The sequence below is a fragment of the Halobacillus sp. A5 genome, assembly GCF_024189315.1.
In the GTDB taxonomy this organism is placed as follows: domain Bacteria; phylum Bacillota; class Bacilli; order Bacillales; family Halobacillaceae; genus Halobacillus_A.
Genome location: NZ_JAIZEO010000010.1, coordinates 16155 through 34797 on the forward strand (window position 1 = coordinate 16155; position 18643 = coordinate 34797).

General features: G+C 43.2%; 21 protein-coding genes. All 21 read right to left on the reverse strand.

Annotated elements, in window-relative coordinates; genetic code table 11:
- Nucleotides 1-9: 9 nt before the first annotated feature.
- A complete protein-coding gene (locus LF822_RS22460) occupies nt 10-744 on the reverse strand; it encodes a hypothetical protein (protein ID WP_253926318.1) in 735 nt (244 codons plus the stop codon).
- Nucleotides 745-898: 154 nt separating this feature from the next.
- Entirely contained in the window at nt 899-1219 is a 321-nt protein-coding gene (locus LF822_RS22465) for a YnfA family protein (RefSeq protein WP_253926319.1), read from the reverse strand.
- A gap of 175 nt (nt 1220-1394) precedes the next feature.
- A complete protein-coding gene (locus LF822_RS22470) occupies nt 1395-1784 on the reverse strand; it encodes a S1 domain-containing RNA-binding protein (protein WP_253926320.1) in 390 nt (129 codons plus the stop codon).
- 74 nt (nt 1785-1858) lie between these two features.
- Complete coding sequence (locus LF822_RS22475) at nt 1859-2236, reverse strand: FtsB family cell division protein (RefSeq protein WP_253926321.1); 378 nt, start codon at nt 2234-2236, stop codon at nt 1859-1861.
- A gap of 70 nt (nt 2237-2306) precedes the next feature.
- Entirely contained in the window at nt 2307-2903 is a 597-nt protein-coding gene (gene yabQ / locus LF822_RS22480; RefSeq protein ID WP_253926322.1) for a spore cortex biosynthesis protein YabQ, read from the reverse strand.
- Nucleotides 2900-3211 carry a sporulation protein YabP gene (gene yabP / locus LF822_RS22485; RefSeq protein WP_253926323.1) on the reverse strand — a complete coding sequence of 104 codons (312 nt, stop codon included), beginning with the start codon at nt 3209-3211 and terminating at the stop codon, nt 2900-2902. The genes yabQ and yabP overlap by 4 nt, the downstream gene beginning before the upstream one ends.
- A gap of 105 nt (nt 3212-3316) precedes the next feature.
- Nucleotides 3317-3577 carry an RNA-binding S4 domain-containing protein gene (locus tag LF822_RS22490; RefSeq protein WP_253926324.1) on the reverse strand — a complete coding sequence of 87 codons (261 nt, stop codon included), beginning with the start codon at nt 3575-3577 and terminating at the stop codon, nt 3317-3319.
- Nucleotides 3574-5034, reverse strand: a complete 1461-nt coding sequence (yabN, locus tag LF822_RS22495) for a bifunctional methyltransferase/pyrophosphohydrolase YabN (protein ID WP_253926325.1) — start codon at nt 5032-5034, stop codon at nt 3574-3576. The genes LF822_RS22490 and yabN overlap by 4 nt, the downstream gene beginning before the upstream one ends.
- Before the next feature lie 3 nt (nt 5035-5037).
- Nucleotides 5038-6612: a putative polysaccharide biosynthesis protein gene (locus LF822_RS22500; RefSeq protein WP_253926326.1), complete on the reverse strand. Its 1575-nt coding sequence runs from the start codon at nt 6610-6612 to the stop codon at nt 5038-5040.
- Between the two features lie 85 nt (nt 6613-6697).
- A complete protein-coding gene (spoVT, locus tag LF822_RS22505; RefSeq protein ID WP_256522707.1) occupies nt 6698-7234 on the reverse strand; it encodes a stage V sporulation protein T in 537 nt (178 codons plus the stop codon).
- A gap of 260 nt (nt 7235-7494) precedes the next feature.
- A complete protein-coding gene (gene mfd / locus LF822_RS22510; RefSeq protein ID WP_253926327.1) occupies nt 7495-11031 on the reverse strand; it encodes a transcription-repair coupling factor in 3537 nt (1178 codons plus the stop codon).
- A gap of 49 nt (nt 11032-11080) precedes the next feature.
- On the reverse strand, nt 11081-11311 hold the full coding sequence (gene fin, locus LF822_RS22515; RefSeq protein WP_253926328.1) for an anti-sigma-F factor Fin: 231 nt from the start codon (nt 11309-11311) through the stop codon (nt 11081-11083).
- Between the two features lie 68 nt (nt 11312-11379).
- Nucleotides 11380-11943: an aminoacyl-tRNA hydrolase gene (gene pth / locus LF822_RS22520; RefSeq protein WP_253926329.1), complete on the reverse strand. Its 564-nt coding sequence runs from the start codon at nt 11941-11943 to the stop codon at nt 11380-11382.
- Nucleotides 11944-12075: 132 nt separating this feature from the next.
- Nucleotides 12076-12747, reverse strand: a complete 672-nt coding sequence (locus LF822_RS22525; RefSeq protein ID WP_253926330.1) for a 50S ribosomal protein L25/general stress protein Ctc — start codon at nt 12745-12747, stop codon at nt 12076-12078.
- Between the two features lie 89 nt (nt 12748-12836).
- Nucleotides 12837-13790, reverse strand: coding sequence for a ribose-phosphate diphosphokinase (locus tag LF822_RS22530; protein ID WP_253926331.1), 954 nt, complete (start codon nt 13788-13790; stop codon nt 12837-12839).
- A gap of 16 nt (nt 13791-13806) precedes the next feature.
- Nucleotides 13807-15186 (reverse strand): bifunctional UDP-N-acetylglucosamine diphosphorylase/glucosamine-1-phosphate N-acetyltransferase GlmU, encoded by a 1380-nt coding sequence (gene glmU, locus LF822_RS22535; RefSeq protein WP_253926332.1) that lies wholly within the window; start codon nt 15184-15186, stop codon nt 13807-13809.
- 212 nt (nt 15187-15398) lie between these two features.
- On the reverse strand, nt 15399-15695 hold the full coding sequence (gene spoVG, locus LF822_RS22540; RefSeq protein WP_253926333.1) for a septation regulator SpoVG: 297 nt from the start codon (nt 15693-15695) through the stop codon (nt 15399-15401).
- A gap of 184 nt (nt 15696-15879) precedes the next feature.
- On the reverse strand, nt 15880-16710 hold the full coding sequence (gene purR / locus LF822_RS22545; RefSeq protein ID WP_253926334.1) for a pur operon repressor: 831 nt from the start codon (nt 16708-16710) through the stop codon (nt 15880-15882).
- 59 nt (nt 16711-16769) lie between these two features.
- A complete protein-coding gene (ispE, locus tag LF822_RS22550; RefSeq protein ID WP_253926336.1) occupies nt 16770-17639 on the reverse strand; it encodes a 4-(cytidine 5'-diphospho)-2-C-methyl-D-erythritol kinase in 870 nt (289 codons plus the stop codon).
- Nucleotides 17640-17901: 262 nt separating this feature from the next.
- A complete protein-coding gene (locus LF822_RS22555; protein WP_253926337.1) occupies nt 17902-18084 on the reverse strand; it encodes a small, acid-soluble spore protein, alpha/beta type in 183 nt (60 codons plus the stop codon).
- A gap of 202 nt (nt 18085-18286) precedes the next feature.
- Nucleotides 18287-18547, reverse strand: a complete 261-nt coding sequence (gene veg / locus LF822_RS22560) for a biofilm formation stimulator Veg (protein WP_253926339.1) — start codon at nt 18545-18547, stop codon at nt 18287-18289.
- Nucleotides 18548-18643 lie beyond the last annotated feature (96 nt).

Sequence of the window (18643 nt, forward strand, 5' to 3'; positions counted from 1 at the left end):
TTTCATTCTTTAAAGATCCTCTGTATTACCTGGAAACATATAAGACTCACTGTTAAACTCTCTTTCATATAGTAGTGTCTCCACCCCTCCCTCCAAAGAATAGTACCTCTCTATCTTATTAATTAAGTCACTAACAAACATCAAATTCTCATTAAATAAAGTCGTATATTTAACTTCAAGCTTCGTTAATTGCTCTGTGCCTCCTGCTAGACTAACCGGAATAAAAATATGATCTTCCTTGTTTATTCCATTTTTATAAGCAGTGATAGTGTAGGCTTCCTCTTCAGATTGGATCTCCATAGTGAAGTGGACATCTAAAATGCATGGAGCTTTCCCGTAGTAGTCCACCTTAATAAAGAGAGCCTTTTGCTTTTGTAACCATTCATTAGAACGGCTTTTAATAATAAGACTGATTCTTTCATGGAGCAAAATTCTTGTGGAATCCCCCGGCCGGCCCTCCATTAACAAAGGACCTTGAAACATCGTATAATCAACGAACGTACGATTCTCCATTCTTTGTAAATGTTTCTCCTGTGCCAATTGTTCTGTCACTAGCTGTTCCTGGTTTTTTATTTGAATCCTTAAATCATCTCTCGAGCTCCGCGTCTGCATACGGCTGATAGCTAAAGCCACAATCGCTCCAACTATTGCGCCCAGGTAACTGCCAAAGAAACCAATCCATTCACTATTGTCAGGACCTGCGCCATACTTAATGAGTAAATAGATTCCGGCTGGAAACCACAATGCTAAGAGAATACTAGTGCCAATCCATCCGTGCTTTTTAAAATATTCTATCCGCCTTCCTCCTTGCGTACGGATTCACAATTACAACTGTTCTTTCCTCTCTTATACTTGAATCATATGTAGAGGTCAGCAGAATATCACAAGCAAACAAGGATTATCCTCTTGGAGCAAACAACATGATAGCTACTCCAATAAGGCAGACAGACGCTCCTATCCAGTCATAAACATCTGGCATCTTACGGTCAATGCCCCAGCCCCACAGCACCGACAAAATTATGAATACCCCTCCATAAGCTGCATACACCCGTCCAAAGGCAGGAAATGATTGAAAGGTGGCGATTACTCCGTAGGATGCGAGCAGAACGGCCCCGACAATCCCGAAATAATACGGCTTGCCTTCCCTGAGCCAAAGCCATATTAAGTAGCCTCCCCCGATTTCAGCTAACCCTGCTAATACAAATAACAGCAGTGACATCACAGACTCCCTCCTAAATAACCAAATAACGCCGGCAGTGATAAAGGTGAACTAATGTTCATCTAATAACCACAGCCGCATTAAATGGATCTTTTATAAAAAAACAGGCCTGCTACTTAAGCAGGCCTGCCTTTATATAAACGCGCATCTTTTACTTATTGTCCTAGACAGCAAGCTATCCTCTTTTAGCACCTCGACCTCCACGTTTGGTCTCGGTTTGCTTCTTCAGTGATGCTAAGCGGTCTTCGCTGTCCTTAAGAAAGTTGTTCATCTTCTGCTCGAATGATTCGACAGGTTTACGAGGCTTCTTAGGCGCACGACGACCATAATTTTCTTTTGCTTTTTTGATGGATAGACCGATCTTCCCATCATCTCCAACATTAATGACCTTAACCTCAACTTCGTCACCCTGGCTCAGGTGCTCATTAATGTCTTTAACATAGTTGTCGGCAACTTCACTAATGTGCACAAGTCCAGTCTTCCCATCTGGAAGCTCGACGAATGCTCCGAAATTAGTGATACCCGTTACCTTACCCTGTAGCTTGCTGCCTACTTCAATTGACATAAAAAAAATGCTCCTCCTTAGATTTCGATAAAAATATCCTTCTTTACTATTATATATAAGCTATGAAAAGAGTGTCAATAAGATGGGTCATCATTTGGCATTTTAAAGATAATTTCGCCGTCTTTGGAGAAGAAATAGTTCGATCTGGCAATTTGTAAGACGTAATCTTCGTTATTTAACAGCTCGATCTCTTCATTTATGTTCTTTTCCTCAGTTTCCAATTCGTCCATCTCGGCCTGTAACTGCTTGTACTCTTCTACTTTCTCGGCATGGAGTGCTCTCTGCTGGAAGTGATAGGTAACCATTGATCCTGCAACAATTATAACTAAAAGGCTGAACAGTATAATCCGGCGCATCAACCGTTTCTTTTTCCTGGCATGACGTTCCAACTGAGCATCATAATTCTTCATGTATGTAGAATCCATGCGAGTAACTGAAGACTTATCTGCCATTTCCGTCGGGCCCCCTTGTTTAATAGTCTACGGATCTTCAGTGCTTGTCCTTACTACGCATCATAAGACTTTATTCATCTTTGTCTTTCCCATTCCATTTATTAACTATAATATTCTTTATTGTATCGTAGAATCCTGCTAATTGGAGAAAATATTTTTTTATTTTTTCCGGTAACAGCTTCCATATGATACGAAATAGTAACAAAATAGGGTAGAATACGACAGTAAACACTATGAATATACCCTTATATAGAATACGATAAACCCATATTAATACATTTTTCGATATTATGATCAAGGTTGTGAGGGGCCAGACGATAAAGATGTCAAATAATCGTTTTAAAAAGCGTAGAATTCCCATAACCACCCGGATTCCAGCTTCGAGAATACGGTTATATCCACGTTGAAACAATGCCCTGTATCCTGCATACCCACAGAATAAAGCGACAAAGATATACATTCGGATCTCACCGTAGTTTACCGAATACAATAGAAAAAAAAGAAAAGCAGCCTGAGTCATCCAAAAGGCAGACTGCCACGCAAACTCAAGCCAGCTTCTCTTATTTCTATTACGGAAAAGCCGTTCAAACGTGTCGATGGCTGCGCCAGTATATATACCTCCTGCGACCATAGCGATCATCGTCATGAATTGCGTGGTGAGCGTCATTTGAACAGCTTGCTAAATAAACCTTTAGCTTTCTCCCCATGATTCTCATCCAGATAAGTCATTTCATATACACGACCTTTAATCGCGACTTCGCCTTCATCTACATTCAAATTCTTCATCTGAAGGTTTTCACCGCGAATAACGAGGTAGCCCATTGATGTCTGAAGAAGAAACTCTTCACTGTCAAAGCTGTCAACTTCCTTTACACCTGATATCTCAAGGTTGCGGCGATTCCACACCTTTACATTATGCTCGGCCTGGTGATGACTATTACTGCGTCCACTTAGATTCTTTTCATACCCTTCCATTTCACAGCCTCCTTCTCTAGTACAAGCTATGAAGAATAAGAAGAAAATAGAACCGTTAACACCCTCCTTATATTCACGAAAAAAAGACCCTTGGAGAGGGTCTTTTTACTGCTTTACTGGTTCTTCTCTTTTTATTTCGTAAAGGGTCGCAGCTTCATCTTTTTTCACATTTTCCCGCAGTGATTTCACTTCGATCGTCAGCAGCTTCTGCCCAAACTGGATGGTCAGTTCATCCCCCACCTCAACTTTAGTTGCTGCTTTGCTTGGTGTGCCGTTAATGTTAATACGCCCTTGATCAGCGACTTCTTTGGCCAGTGTCCGCCGTTTAATCAGCCTTGAGATCTTTAGAAACTTATCCAGCCTCATCCTTTATCTTCCTCCTTCTCATATTTCGCCTGCACCCATAGCTGCTCCATTTCTTCTAATGAATAATCTTCTAATTTCCGATTAACTTTGTTCGCTTGCTTCTCCATAGAAGAAAAACGGTACCGGAATTTTTGGTTAGTCCGCTGTAAAGCAGTTTCCCCGTTAATTTTATAATGACGGGCTGCGTTCACAATTGCAAATAACCAGTCTCCAAATTCTTTCTCCATTTCTTCCCGGTCCAAAGCCTGCTCCGCTTCCAAAAATTCCCGCCACTCTTCTTCTACCTTTGCTAATACTAATTCGACATTATCCCAGTCAAATCCTACTTTCGCAGCTTTCTTTTGCAAATCTTCCGCCTGCAGTAACGCCGGAAAGCTTACAGGCACACGGTCTAACAGAGATTCCGGCTCTTCTCCTTTTTCCAGCTTCTTAATTTGGTCCCAGTTCGTTACCACTTCTTCGGCATCCTCGACCTGGACTTCTCCAAATACATGAGGGTGGCGGCGGATCATCTTATCCGTTACCGTCTGAATCACCTCATCTATAGTGAAGAAACCATCATCCTCACCAATTTGACTGTGAAGCATCACTTGCAGGAGCACATCACCCAGCTCCTCGATCATATTTTCATCGTCCTGACGATTGACAGCATCAATCAATTCATACGCCTCTTCAATCAAATACTTCCTCAACGATTCATGAGTCTGCTTCTGGTCCCATGGACAGCCTCCTGGTCCGCGGAGATCCCGAATTACTTCACGCAGACGGAAGAATTGATGATTTAATTGCTCTTTACTGACTGGCGGTACATACACACTCGTTAAATTATTCACTTCGACAGCACGGTCCAATTCTTCAAGAGACACTTTCACAAGTTTCTCATCACGTCCCCCGGCTGCCGTTACGACCGTCACCTCATAATCAGGAGGCAGGTCCTCAAGAAGCACCAGCTTCACTTCTGAAGCCATCATAGCATCATACACCTGACAGAACACAAGGTGTTGCTGCAGCTGGAGTTGATCCCGATGGAAAGAAGTCGCATCCACGAACTGAAACCCTTCAATGGGATCAATACGAAGAGCAGTAAACAGGTCATCCAAATAACTCTGACCACCTTTTATTTTTACCTTGCAGTCTTCACACCCCATCAGAAGCTGAACTGTCCGCTCAGCAAGCATCGGGTGCCCGGGAACCACGTATGTCACATCCTCTTTCTCTACTGCTTTTACCAACCGCTGAACAATCTCTTCATAAACATCTTCAAATTGATCATGAAGTTTATATATAGCATCAAAGCTTTGAAAAGTAAGCCCGTCTTTTTGTAATTCCGTAACGACAGGATGGTCAAGCGTTCGAGCATAAATCACGCCCTCGCTATGCCGTAATTCGCGATAAATCCCTAAAGGCAGCTGGTCAATGTCTCCAGCACCAAGCCCGATCACTGATATTGTATTCATGCCTTATCTTCCTCCCGGTAATAGTTTGATCAATCCTTCAGAAAAAGGGAGCGGCTCTAGTTCCTGTTGGTCAAGCGCCTTAAAGCGAATCAGCAGGTAAAGGTAAATCGAGGCACCAAACGCTATGATTAACAGCAGAGAGACCAATAAAGCGAGCCGGCCCTCAATGGTGTCCAACCACGGACTAACCATCAACAAAAAGCCGATCATGCCTGTTAACGCCCCTGTCATCTGCAGCCAGGGAAGCTCCACCCAATTCGTGGTCTTATATTCATTATGCAGCATATAGATATGACACCCTACAACAAAGGCTGCAGTAACTACAGAAGCAGCAGCCGCCCCATATTCTTCAAATGGAGGAACCCACCACACATTCAATAACCACTTCACAACAAGCGTCAGCACTGCTGCCAGGGCGGTATGTATAACCTTGCCAAAACCTTGGAGAATAGAAGAAAACGTAATCGCCAGAGAGCTGAACAAAATGGCAAGCATAAGAAGCTGCAACGGCGGAGAACCTTTTGAATCCTGAAAGAACACTTCGTTTACGTAAGGAAATAGAGTGACTAGTCCAGCCGCTGCCCCTGCCGCAATTAGCAAACAATATTTCACTCCCCCAAAGATATAACGGTTGACTCGTTCAGGATCTTTGCTTTTCCTCTCTTTCGTCACTGATGGCACTAAGGCCAAAGCAAGAGAGGAGGCTAATACCGTCCCAAGCTGGATTAAGGGCTGACCTCTGTCAAATACACCTTTGGCAGCTTTAGCTTCTTCTAATGAAAATCCTGCCGTCTGCAGCCCCGAAATAAGGGTCAGTGCGTCAATGAGCTGTAAAAAAAGCAGCAGCATATAATTCATGCAGATAAATAAGCCATAGAAGAATATTGTTTTAACAAAGTAAAGGTTAGAAAAAACTTTCTTCCCTGCGGCCGGCCTTTCCCGCCGGATCCAGAAAACAAAAAGCACCAATCCAGCCGCGAGAGCTCCTAATATAGATGAGACGGCCCCTCCTTTTCCAATTAAGTAAAGATCCCCGGCCTGCGATACATAAAGCGCGGCGCCTATTATTACAATCACCCGGACGAATTGCTCGCTCAATTGGGATACAGCCGTCGGCATCATCATACCCTTTCCTTGAAAAACCCCTCGGATCAGGGAGGGCAATGGCAGAAGGAGAAAAACAAAAAAAGCAGCCTGAAGAGACGAAGTAAGATCGCGGTCTCCCATGACATCCGCCAGACGTCCTGACTGCGTAAAGCCAACAAGAAAGATACCTCCACAAACGATAGACAACCAGGTAAACGCAGGTATGTAAAAAGAGCGGAATGTAAGTTTAATCCCGTGCTCTTCAAGCTCAGCTACAAGCTTAGAAACAGCCACGGGAAAGCCGTATAAAGAGAGCATTAGTGCCATTCCTAACACCGGATAAATTTGCTGGTAAATGTAGAAACCCACGTCCCCGGCAATGTTCTGTAATGGAATCCTATAAGCCGCACTTAATATTTTACCGATGAGTCCGGCTGCCGTGAGTAAAAGCGCACCTTTTACAAGCCGGTGTGACGCGTTAGAGTGTTCCATGGTTTTCCCTTTCCGTTGTACAGAATAATTGAGTTATATTATAGCATAAAACAAGCCAGATCTCTTGATAGACCTGGCTTCTCTCCTATTCCATCTGCTTCGCTAAAAATTGGGCAGCTGTCTGTACTGCCACTTGGGCTCCGTCCTCTATCGGTGAACCTTCTTTGTTAAACACAGCTACGCAGCCGATTGGATCACCTTGCGCAATGATAGGATAAATAATATAAGAAATAACGTCCTCTTCCTGATCACGCACGATTTCTACAGGCTGGGGATGCTTCTCTGACTCAGCAGACCGCTTGTCCAGCACCTGTTCCATCAGACTTCCTATTTGACGGTTTAAATACGACTTTTTCGACTCGCCGGCGACGGCAATAAATTCGTCTCGATCACAAATAAGGACAGGAACCTTCAAGGAATCGTGCAGGGCTTCGGCGTACTCCTTAGCAAAATCGCCAAGTTCACTAATAGGAGAGTATTTCTTTAAAATAACTTCTCCTTCACGATCAACAAAAATCTCCAATGGGTCCCCTTCTCTAATACGCAATGTGCGGCGAATTTCTTTAGGTATGACAACCCGACCTAAGTCATCGATACGACGAACAATACCAGTTGCTTTCATTCTAATGCTGCCTCCCTTTCATGGTGCTACAACCTACATTATCCTGCCAAAATTTCCATACAGAATAAATGGGTGATAAATATAGTATGATACACCATAAAAAACCTATGCATAAAAAATAAAAAGTAGTTGAAGGGAAGGATTTGTCAGCGCTTTTCTTCAATTTGCAGCCGAAACGGCTCTCATTCATACTAACCCGTTTATTAACAGAGCAGAACAAAATAGACGCCCTTACTCTTATGAATAAAGGCGTCTATACGTCAAGCGCTTGTTGCTTCGCGAGTTAACTGAGGCAGCTTTTCTAAAAACTCTTCTACTGCATCATAACGTTTCGCCTGAGCCTGACGGTCCCAGGTGATAGTGACTTTCAACTGACTGTCTTCCGTACCAAGCTGGATCATGCGGCCGAATTCATTCGCCACTTCAAACAGCTTTGCGCCATCAATAAGCTGACTTTGACCGGCTTCCATAAGCATTACGATCTTCCTTTTCTTCTCAGATATAGACACTATTCGTGCCTGTTTGGCATAGTGTTTGATCGAAGAAACCCGGAACAAATTCTCAACCTCATCCGGATAATCCCCAAACCGGTCGATCAATTCATCACGAAGGTCATGAATATCTTCTACGGATTCTACCGCCTGGAACTGCTTATACATATCAATCTTTTGTTTTTCATCAGAAATGTAGTCTTCTGGAATATAAGCATCGATGTTTAAGTCAAGCTCAGTTTGGAATGGCTGAATCGCTTCGGGCTCCTTGCCTTGACGTTTTGCCTCAATGGCATCTTTAAGCATCTGAGAATACATGTCGAAGCCTACAGAGTCGATGAAACCATGCTGCTGGGCGCCAAGCAGATTTCCAGCTCCGCGAATGGATAAGTCACGCATCGCAATTTTAAAGCCTGATCCAAGTTCCGTGAATTCCTTAATAGCCTGCAGCCGCTTCTCCGCAACTTCGGTTAACACTTTATCTTTGTGATACGTGAAGTAGGCGTAAGCGACACGATTGGAACGCCCTACTCTTCCTCGAAGCTGATACAGCTGACTCAGTCCCATACGATCCGCATCAAATACAATCAGTGTGTTAACGTTAGGTATGTCCACACCTGTTTCAATGATCGTCGTACTGACCAGCACATCAAATTCCCCTTCTAAGAATGAGAACATGACATTTTCAAGCTCAGTTTCATTCATCTGTCCATGAGCAAACGCCACTCTCGCTTCAGGAACAAGAGCGGATATTTCCTGCGCCATTCTTTCAATGTTCTCCACACGGTTAAACAGGAAAAAGACCTGCCCGTCACGAGCCATTTCGCGTTCAACGGCTTCTCTCATAAATACAGGGTTATATTCAAGGACATAGGTCTGTATCGGGAAACGATTCTCAGGCGGCGTTTCGATGACCGATAAATCACGGACACCGAGCATCGACATATGAAGTGTTCTCGGAATAGGAGTAGCAGTTAACGTTAACACATCTACGTTTGACTTCAATTGTTTAATTTTTTCTTTATGCTTTACACCAAATCGCTGCTCTTCATCGACGATCAGCAGACCAAGGTCTTTGAAGTGAATATCCTTTGATAAGATGCGGTGGGTTCCAACGACAATATCAACGAGTCCTTTCCTTAATCGATCCGTTGTTTCTTTTTGCTGCTTTTTCGTTCGAAAGCGGCTGAGGAGACCGATGTTAATGCCGAAATCCTGGAATCTTTCCTGCATTGTTTCATAGTGCTGCTGAGCCAGGATGGTGGTAGGTACTAGCAAAGCCACCTGTTTCCCATTTTCCACCGCTTTAAAAGCGGCGCGGATAGCAACTTCAGTCTTTCCATAGCCTACATCTCCGCATAATAGACGGTCCATTGGCCGGATTTTCTCCATGTCCTCTTTAATTTCATCGACACAACGAATCTGGTCTTCGGTTTCTTCATATGGGAAGGCTGCTTCAAAATCACGCTGCATTTCGCCATCCTCGTCAAAAGCGTGCCCTTTAGAAGCTTCCCGCTCTGCGTAAAGCTGAATCAGGTCATCAGCAATATCTTCCACAGAAGTTTGAACCCGCTTCTTCACCTTGGCCCACTCACTGCCGCCGAGTTTATAAACTTTAGGTTCTTTGCCTTCTGACCCTACGTACTTCTGAATTAAATCGATTTGGTCAATAGGAACAAAAAGCTTATCATTTCCTGAATACTTCACCATCATGAAATCTTTGTGACTGTCTCCGACTTTTAATGTTTCTATACCAATGTATTTGCCAATTCCGTGATTCGCATGTACAACATAATCGCCGACTTTTAACTCCTGATAGTTTTTTATCCGCTCTGCATTTGATAACTTCTGACGGCGCTTCGGCTTCGCCGTGCGCTTTTTAAACAGCTCGTTCTCCGTTAAAACAGCAAGCTTATGCATTGGCCATTCAAAACCACTGCTAATACTCCCCTTTACGATAGTCGGAGTTTGTACAGGCAGCTTAGGATGTTGTTTGGCAATGACGGCCTCCATTTGATAATCATCCAGCACTGAATGAATCTTCTCCGCCCTCGTATCATCAGGAGCTAAAATGATTACGCTGTAATTCTGCTTTATCCAGCGATCCATTTCCGTTTTCAGCAGGTTCATCTGACCATGAAACTGCTGCATTTGACGGCTTGAAATATTTACGATGTTTTGAGGGTGCGTATTTGGAATATGACGCATAAACACTGATAAATACAGCTTCGTCTGCTTCATACCCGCCCAAGTGTCATGCCAGTCAAACGAAATACGTAAATCCCGGACCATTTGATTTACTTCAAGCAGACTGTTATGCCACTCTGCTTCCTCTTGATCCAGGCGACCTGCTGTCTCCTGAATACGACTTACCTCATCCAATACGATAAGTCCATGATCCGGTAAATAATCAAGCAGACTTACCGGCTCTTCATAATAATATCCAATATATTTATACATTTCCTGAAAACGCTCACGGTGCTGCAGCTGCTCAATGTCACGTTCAATGTAAGACGTAAGTGTCTCTTTTGCTTCAGACTTCGTCAGTTTTTTTAAAGAATGACTTAACGCTTCCTCAAGTTTATGAGAGGCCCTCGTAAAATCCTCTTCGGTTAACAGCATTTCAGTAGCAGGCCCTATGTTGACCGAGCTGAATTTATTACGTGAACGCTGTGTTTCTGAATCAAATGTACGAATGGAGTCCAACTCTGTATCGAAAAGCTCGATACGGTATGGATATTCTGCCGTTAATGGATAAACGTCGATAATACCACCGCGAAGCGAAAATTCTCCCGGGCTCGACACCATATCCGTACGCTCATAGCCCATACGAATAAGCCGGGTTAAATAATCATCCAAATCTACATCTTCACCAACACGAAAAGGGAGCATATTTTGCTCCCAATAATATTTAGGCGGCATAATCCGTTTCAACGCAGCTACAGGAGCAATGAGAATACCAGATTTCTGTCTCAGCCACTGGCTGAGCGCTTCAATCCGCTGACTTCTCAGCTCAGGGCTTGCTACTGCAATCTCTGAAGCGATCAGCTCGTTCACCGGGTAAAGATGAACATTATCCTTATCACTAAGCTCTGCTAAGTCATCATACAGCTGCTGAGCTTGAATCAGCTGATGGGTAACTACGAGGACCGGCCGTTCTAATGATTCGTTAAGCAGTGAAATCATTAAGCTTCGGGAAGCCCCGGATAAGCCAGCCACCAATTGTTCGTTCATTCCTGATTGAAAGCCTTCAATCACTGAATGAATATCGTCCTGCGGATACAAATACTCTTTAATTCCGTCCATAACATACTCCTCCATCACCAGAAGCGCTCGTTAGAGGAGTCGTTCTGGTTTAATGAATAAAAAAGTCCAGCTCATGATAATGAGGATGCTGTTGAAGGGAACGTTCACACGAATCACAAATGGTTTTGATGTTCATATTCCCTTCTCGATCATACGTAATCATTTCTCGATGGTCATTTTCAGACAAACACTCTAAGCCAAGCTCAGAAACCTCGACCCTTTCCCGATCTAGTTTTCCAACTTGGCGTTGGCAATGCCGGCATATATAGTTGATTTGCATACATACACTCTCCTTGTTAGCAGTACATGTCACTATTGTTGCCGGCTTCTTACAAGCCTATACAGTTCTTATTTGGCATTGAATTCATTCATCACTTCGTTAAAAGGAAGTCCCATCCAGGATTCACAGGCTTTCACGGAATGCGTCACGGCCTCATTGACGGGCTCCTGCTGCTCTTTGCTAAAAGGACTTAACACGTAGTCAACGACAGTTGTGGATCCTAAAGGCCGTCCCACTCCTACGCGAAGGCGGTTGAAGTCTTTAGTGCCCAGCTGGTCAATAATGCTGCGGATACCGTTATGACCGCCATGCCCTCCTTTTTGACGCAATCTGATTTTACCTGGAGGGAGATCCAAATCATCATATACTACAAGGACATCTTCTTCTGCAATATCATAATAATCCATGAATAATCGAAGCGATTCACCAGATAGGTTCATATACGTCTGCGGTTTAAGCAGAAGTATCTTCTCCCCATTAACGTGCTCCACGGTATAATGGCCTTTGAACTTCTCCTGAGAGATGCTCCATTGGTTTTGTTTCGCTAATTCATTGAGAATCATAAATCCTACATTATGGCGTGTGCGTTCATATTTTTTCCCTGGATTTCCCAATCCAACAATACACTTCATATATGATCTTCCTTTATTCTTTCATTCACATTCGCTTCATTATAACAAATCCACAATAAAAAAATTGTCAAAATACCGTTTACGTAAAAAAAGAGCGCAACCACCGGCTACGCCCTATGCTTTACTATACGATTATTTATCTTCGTTTTCTTTGTTTCCTTTGTTATCGTCTTCAGTTCCTTCGTCGTCAGCTTCTTCTCCAACGCGTTCAGGCTCTGCATCAGCGTTATCCAAGTCTGGCTCTTCCGGCATTTCTTCCGGTGGAGTCACGGAAACGATTGTCGTGTTGTCATCCTCAGTAATCTCATACTTACGGGATTCTTTTAGATCACCAACCATCACGGCGTCACCTATGTTTAACTCAGAAACATCTACAAGGATTTCTTCAGGAATGTCTCCCGGTTTTGCACGGATGGCCAAATCATAAAGCGGCTGCTGAACAACGCCGCCTTCTTTAGCTCCCGCAGCCTCACCTTCAAGGCGTACCGGAACTTCTACATCCATTTCCTCAGACATGTTAACAATATAGAAGTCCGCATGAATCAACTCGTCCTTTAACGGATCAACTTGATATTCATGAAGCATGACATTAACAGTAGAACTACCATTAATATCCAGCGAAATAATTGCGTTTTTACCTTCATCACGTACTGTCTTTAACAGCTCAATGCTGTTTACAGCTACGTTTACAGGTTCTTTATCTTTACCATATACGACACCAGGAACGTTTCCTTCGTGCCGCAGTTCACGTGTCACTGATTGTTTTAAATCTTTTCTTTGATTCGCTTTCAATGTAATTGCCAAAATAATCTCCTCCAGTTAATTAACCATTCATTATTTTCAGGTTCCCTTTTCTAACAGAAGTTAAACATTTTTCATTACAATAGTCAGTATTAATCAAACAAGATACTTACAGATTGACGTTCGTGCACACGGATGATGGCCTCACTGATAAGCGGGGCAACAGAGAGTTGAGTGATCTTATCAATCGTTTTTTCTTCTCCCAGTGGAATGGTGTTGGTGACCACAAGCTCTTTAATCTTAGAGTTTTCAATCCGCTCTAATGCCGGACCTGAAAGAACAGGGTGTGTACAACAAGCATACACGTTCTTTGCCCCATTTTCCACTAAGGCATTAGCAGCCAGCGTAATCGTTCCCGCTGTATCTATAATATCATCAATCATAATTGCCGTTTTACCTTCCACATTACCAACGATATTCATCACTTCGGCAACATTTGGTTTAGGGCGGCGTTTATCTATGATTGCAATCGGAGCTTTCAAACGATCCGCCATTTTCCGTGCTCTTGTAACTCCACCGTGGTCGGGAGAAACTATGACAACATCATCGAAGCTCTTGGAATTAAAGTAGTCTGATAAAATCGGCACCCCAACCAGGTGGTCGATCGGCATATCGAAAAACCCTTGGATTTGCGGTGCGTGCAGATCCAGCATAATTACTCGGGACGCTCCAGCCGTTTCAAGCAGGTTCGCGACAAGCTTGGCTGTAATAGGCTCTCTTGCCCGCGCTTTACGGTCCTGCCGTGCATAGCCATAGTACGGCATCACAATATTTATTGTTCTGGCAGAGGCACGCTTTAATGCATCAATCATGATTAGCAATTCCATAATGTGCTGATTCACCGGTGCACACGTCGATTGGACAACATATACATCACATCCGCGGATACTTTCATCAATATTGATCTGTATTTCACCATCACTGAAGCTGGTGACTGTACACTTTCCTAATTCTGTCCCGATATTCTCAGCAATCTCTTTAGCAAGCTCAGGGTTTGAGTTAAGAGAAAACACCTTTAATGCTGAATCCTTATATCCAGTTGCCATGGATTTGAACCCTCCGTTAGTCTTTTTTATTCGATTGGATTTTTGCAGCGTAGCCTTCCTTATTCGTTTGACGCGAGCGGGCAATGGACAAAGCCTCTGCAGGCACATCTTGATTAATCGTCGATCCGGCTGCAACATATGCTCCTTTACCTACTGTGACCGGAGCCACAAGATTTGAATTACAACCAATGAAAGCATCATCTTCAATGGTCGTTAAAAATTTGTTGTGACCGTCATAGTTCACTGTTATTGTACCACAACCGATATTAACACCTGTACCTACGCTTGCGTCACCGATATAGCTTAAGTGAGAAGCCTTGCTTCCATCACCAAATTCAGCCTTTTTCACTTCTACAAAATTACCAATTTTGACATCATTACCTAATGAAGAATCAGGACGGATGTGAGCAAAAGGACCTATTTGTACCCGAGTACCGATCTTACTATTTGACGCCACGCTTTGTTTGAGTACACTTTCCGTACCAACGCGGCAATTTGTAATTGTTGAATGCGGACCTATAACGGCGTCATCTTCTACATGGGTATTTCCATTTAGAATACTTCCCGGGTAAATTGTAACGTCTTGTCCAAATGTAACATCAGGACCAATGTAAGTATTATCGGGATCAATGATAGATACGCCATTACGCATATGGGCGGTGTTGATACGTTCTTTCATCATTTTCTCCGCTTTTGCCAAGGCCACCCGGTCATTGACACCCAGTGATTCTGAGAAGTCTGTGGTCTGATAGGCACTAATCACTTCTCCTTGACCTTTAAGGATTTGAATCACGTCCGGAAGATAGTATTCCCCTTGAGCATTGTCATTAGACACGTTCTGGAGCGCTTCAAAAAGGTGTTTATTATCAAAGCAGTACGTTCCTGTATTAATCTCCTGTACAGCCTGCTCATCTGTTGAAGCGTCTTTCTGCTCTACGATACGCTCAACCTGACCGTTTCCGCCCCGGATTACTCTTCCATACCCGGAAGGATCTTCAGCATGAGCTGTTAATATCGTGGCCTTCGCTTCCGTCTCGATATGATGATCCACCATATTTTGCAGGGTTTCCTCTGTCAGTAAAGGAGTGTCACCGCAGGCAACGATCGTTACGCCCTCTTTGTCAGCGAGAATGTCTTCCGCCTGTTGAACGGCGTGACCTGTTCCCAGCTGCTCCTTCTGTACGACATAATGACTTTTATTTCCAAGCTGATCCTGAACCTTTTCCGCACCAAAACCTACGATCGTAATTAACTCTTCTAATTGTAGTTTATTTAATTGATCAACCACATGCTGAACCATAGGTTTACCGCATACAGGGTGCAGTACCTTGTATAGCTTAGACTTCATTCGAGTCCCCTGGCCAGCGGCTAATACAACTGCATATTTTTGGGTCATGAAGCAACCTCCATCCTATTTATCCACTATGAATAATATCTTAAAACAGGCCTGATTTCAACAACTACCCCTTTTAAAATCAGCAGATATCCCTCGTTACAACAAACTTCCTGTCATGAAGAAGCAAAGGCATCCGGCTGCCTTTAAAGACAAGCATAAAAAAGAAGCCGGACCCCCCCTTGAAGGTCAGACTTCTGTTTTACAAGCGGTAATTAAGATGCACCTGCCTCTTCATATTCAACTCCCGATTCCGCTTCTCCCACATTATGGTACTCCTCAAGAACAGCATCCTGAATTTTACCACGTGTCCCCGAATTAATCGGGTGGGCGATATCACGAAATTCCCCGTCAGGAGTACGCTTACTCGGCATTGCTACAAACAAGCCATTGTTGCCGTCAATCACCCTAATGTCATGGACAACAAACTCCTGATCCAAGGTAATAGAAGCAATTGCTCGCATTCTTCCTTCGGTATTCACGCGTCGCAGTCTTACGTCAGTTACTTCCATTAAAGTTCACCACCTTTTCCCAAAAAGAACTTACTAAATAAATTCCACAAACCACCAGAAATTCCTGCTTAATTTCTAAAAAAAATTAATAAACAATAATTTAGCAGTTTTGTGAGACTTTAGACATACAAAAAGAAAGCCTTCACACCAACGGTTCACGGCTTTCTTTCTTAGAAACATCATTTTAATTTTTTTTATTCATCCGTGCTAAAAAATTACCAGGATGAACCTCAATTTTAGATTGACGATCATCTACGTTCATAATTTGGACAAGTGACACATGGTCATCGACAACACGGTCTTCTTCGTCATCTTCCGCTTCTGCCAGTACGCCAATGCCCGCAACCTCTGCATTAAACTCTTTAAGCAGACTCTTCATTCCGTTAATCGTTCCGCCGGCTTTCATGAAGTCATCAATAATGCAGACTCTCGATCCCTCATTCAATGACCGTTTCGTCAATACCATCGTTTGAATTTTTCGAGTAGAACCAGATACGTAATTGATGCTTACTGTAGATCCTTCTGTCACCTTAGGGTCTCGTCTTACAATCACTACAGGAACGTTTAAGTAAGAGGCAACAGCATAAGCTAATGGAATCCCCTTCGTGGCCACTGTCATGACAGCATCGATCTCTTTATCTGCAAAAGCAGAAGCTAACAAACGTCCAATGTTCCTAATCGTATCCGGCTCTCCCAGCAGATCACTCATAAATAAGTACCCGCCCGGAAGCAGCCTTTGAGGGTCTTCCAACCGGCTGCACAGCTCGTCAACAAATCGCTCACTATATTTTTGGGAAAACGCAGGAATGTATTTAACACCGCCTGCAGCACCAGAAACCGTTTCTAAATATCCAATACCCTCTTGTTTGAAAATCTTGTTTACTATCCCTAAATCTTCACTGATTGAGGACTTGGCTGCTTCATAATTCTCTGATAAAAAGGGCAGAGAGATCAATTCACGAGGACGGTCAAGCACATAATGGGTCATGGCGACTAATCGTTCACTTCTCTTCATAGAAAATGACACCCCGAAATCCGAATATTATTATTAAATATATCAGATTTGTACGGATTTTAGCAAGGGGTTTCTCGATTTCCCAACATTCTCACAATATGAACTTCCGGACAGAACCCCTTTAAAGAGTTATAAATCCGCTGCACTCTGGCGTCCTGCGACACAAGAGCAAAAACGGTAGGACCGCTTCCACTCATTAACACCGCGTCCGCCCCGGCATCCCTCATTTTTTCTTTGATCTGATTTACTTCAGGATGAAGTCTCGTCGTCACACCTTCTAATGTATTCGATACATTGGCGCAGATCGCTTCAAAATTTTTATTCTCAAGCGCTTTAATCATGGCTTCTGTATCAGGGTGCTCCGCTTTATTAACATTGAGCTTCTGATACACGGTCTGAGTGGAGACTCCTACCGAAGGTTTAGCCAGCACCACCCAGCATGGAGGCGGGGAAGGCAGTGCAGTAATTTTCTCTCCTCGTCCCCGGGCAAGCGCTGTTCCGCCATATACACAAAATGAGACATCTGATCCTATCCTGGCTCCAAGCTCAGCAAGCTCATCTAAATCAGCATGAATCTCCCATACTTTATTGAGGCCGCGCAGCACTGCTGCTGCATCACTGCTCCCCCCGGCAAGTCCAGCCGCTACCGGAATATTTTTTTCAATAAAAATGCGGACGCCCTTTTTTATTGAAAAATGCTCCTTCATCAGCTTAGCTGCACGATACGCAAGGTTTCTTTCATCATTTGGAACAAAGCGGCTTTCCGATACAACTTTAATCTGATTCCTTTCGATCAGCTTCAGTTCAATGCGGTCGGCCAGATCGACAGTCGTCATTACCATTTCCACTTCATGAAATCCATCAGTTCTTTTATGTAACACGTCAAGTGATAAATTAATCTTGGCCGGTGCCTTCTCTAAAACAACCACAAGCCCACCTCCCTAAGTCACAATCTCTTTCAGCATTGTACCACATTATAAATGGAGAGAGGTAGAGACCTTTTGTTTCCCTCTATCCTTAAATGGGTTCCGTTTCCTATAGTATGTGCTCAATGGTACAAAGTACTGGAAAGCTGAATGTGAGTCAAAAATCAAAAAAAGTTTTCCAGTATCAGGTGCCTCGATTATTTCTTTTTTAGAGATATAATAAACAACAGCCCAGCAAACATATCGTTCACTGAGCTGTCCTTCGTTACTTTTGGTTTTTCACCATTTGCTCTTCTGCCATCTGAATGGCACGCTTCACCATGTTACCAGCATCACGAGTTGTGATGCCGCCCCAGCCATCTTTTTCGACTTTGTCGTAAAACCCAAGTTCTTTTGCGATTTCTTCTTTCAACGAATCGGACATCATACTCCTGCTTCTGCGCCCCATCGTCTTCAGCTCCTTTCGCCATCACTTAGCTACGACAATATTAGTATGAAGAGCAACGGGATATTCATGTAATGTAGAAAAAGGAAAAAGAGGGAGGGTTTTGCTCACCGCCAACGATTATGCTCCCTTTACATGGTGAGAGTCGATAAAATTTTTCCCTCTCCCTTTATTCCAGCAACAAAAAAAGCAGCAACCCTCAGGTTTACTGCTCCATAGCCACCGTTGATAAGTCGTCGAAGCTTAGTTCGACAGTCTCTGTGAGTACATCTGCATAACTATATGATACACGTTCGAAAGCATTCTCGTCTTGGTCTAATTCAACAATAAAAACGGCTGGATAAGTCTCAGCAAGAACCCCTGATCGTTCAATGGTTTTACGGCGTCCGCCATTCGCTTTTAATGTTAAACGTTTTCCAATTTGCCCTTCAAGGGATTGTTTGATTTCTACTAACGTTTTAGCCACTATACTCCACCTCACTAATGATAAACATATCATTTTTTTCGGACAAAGTCAAATAAAATATTTAATTATAACAGTATGCTAATTTCAATGTCAATA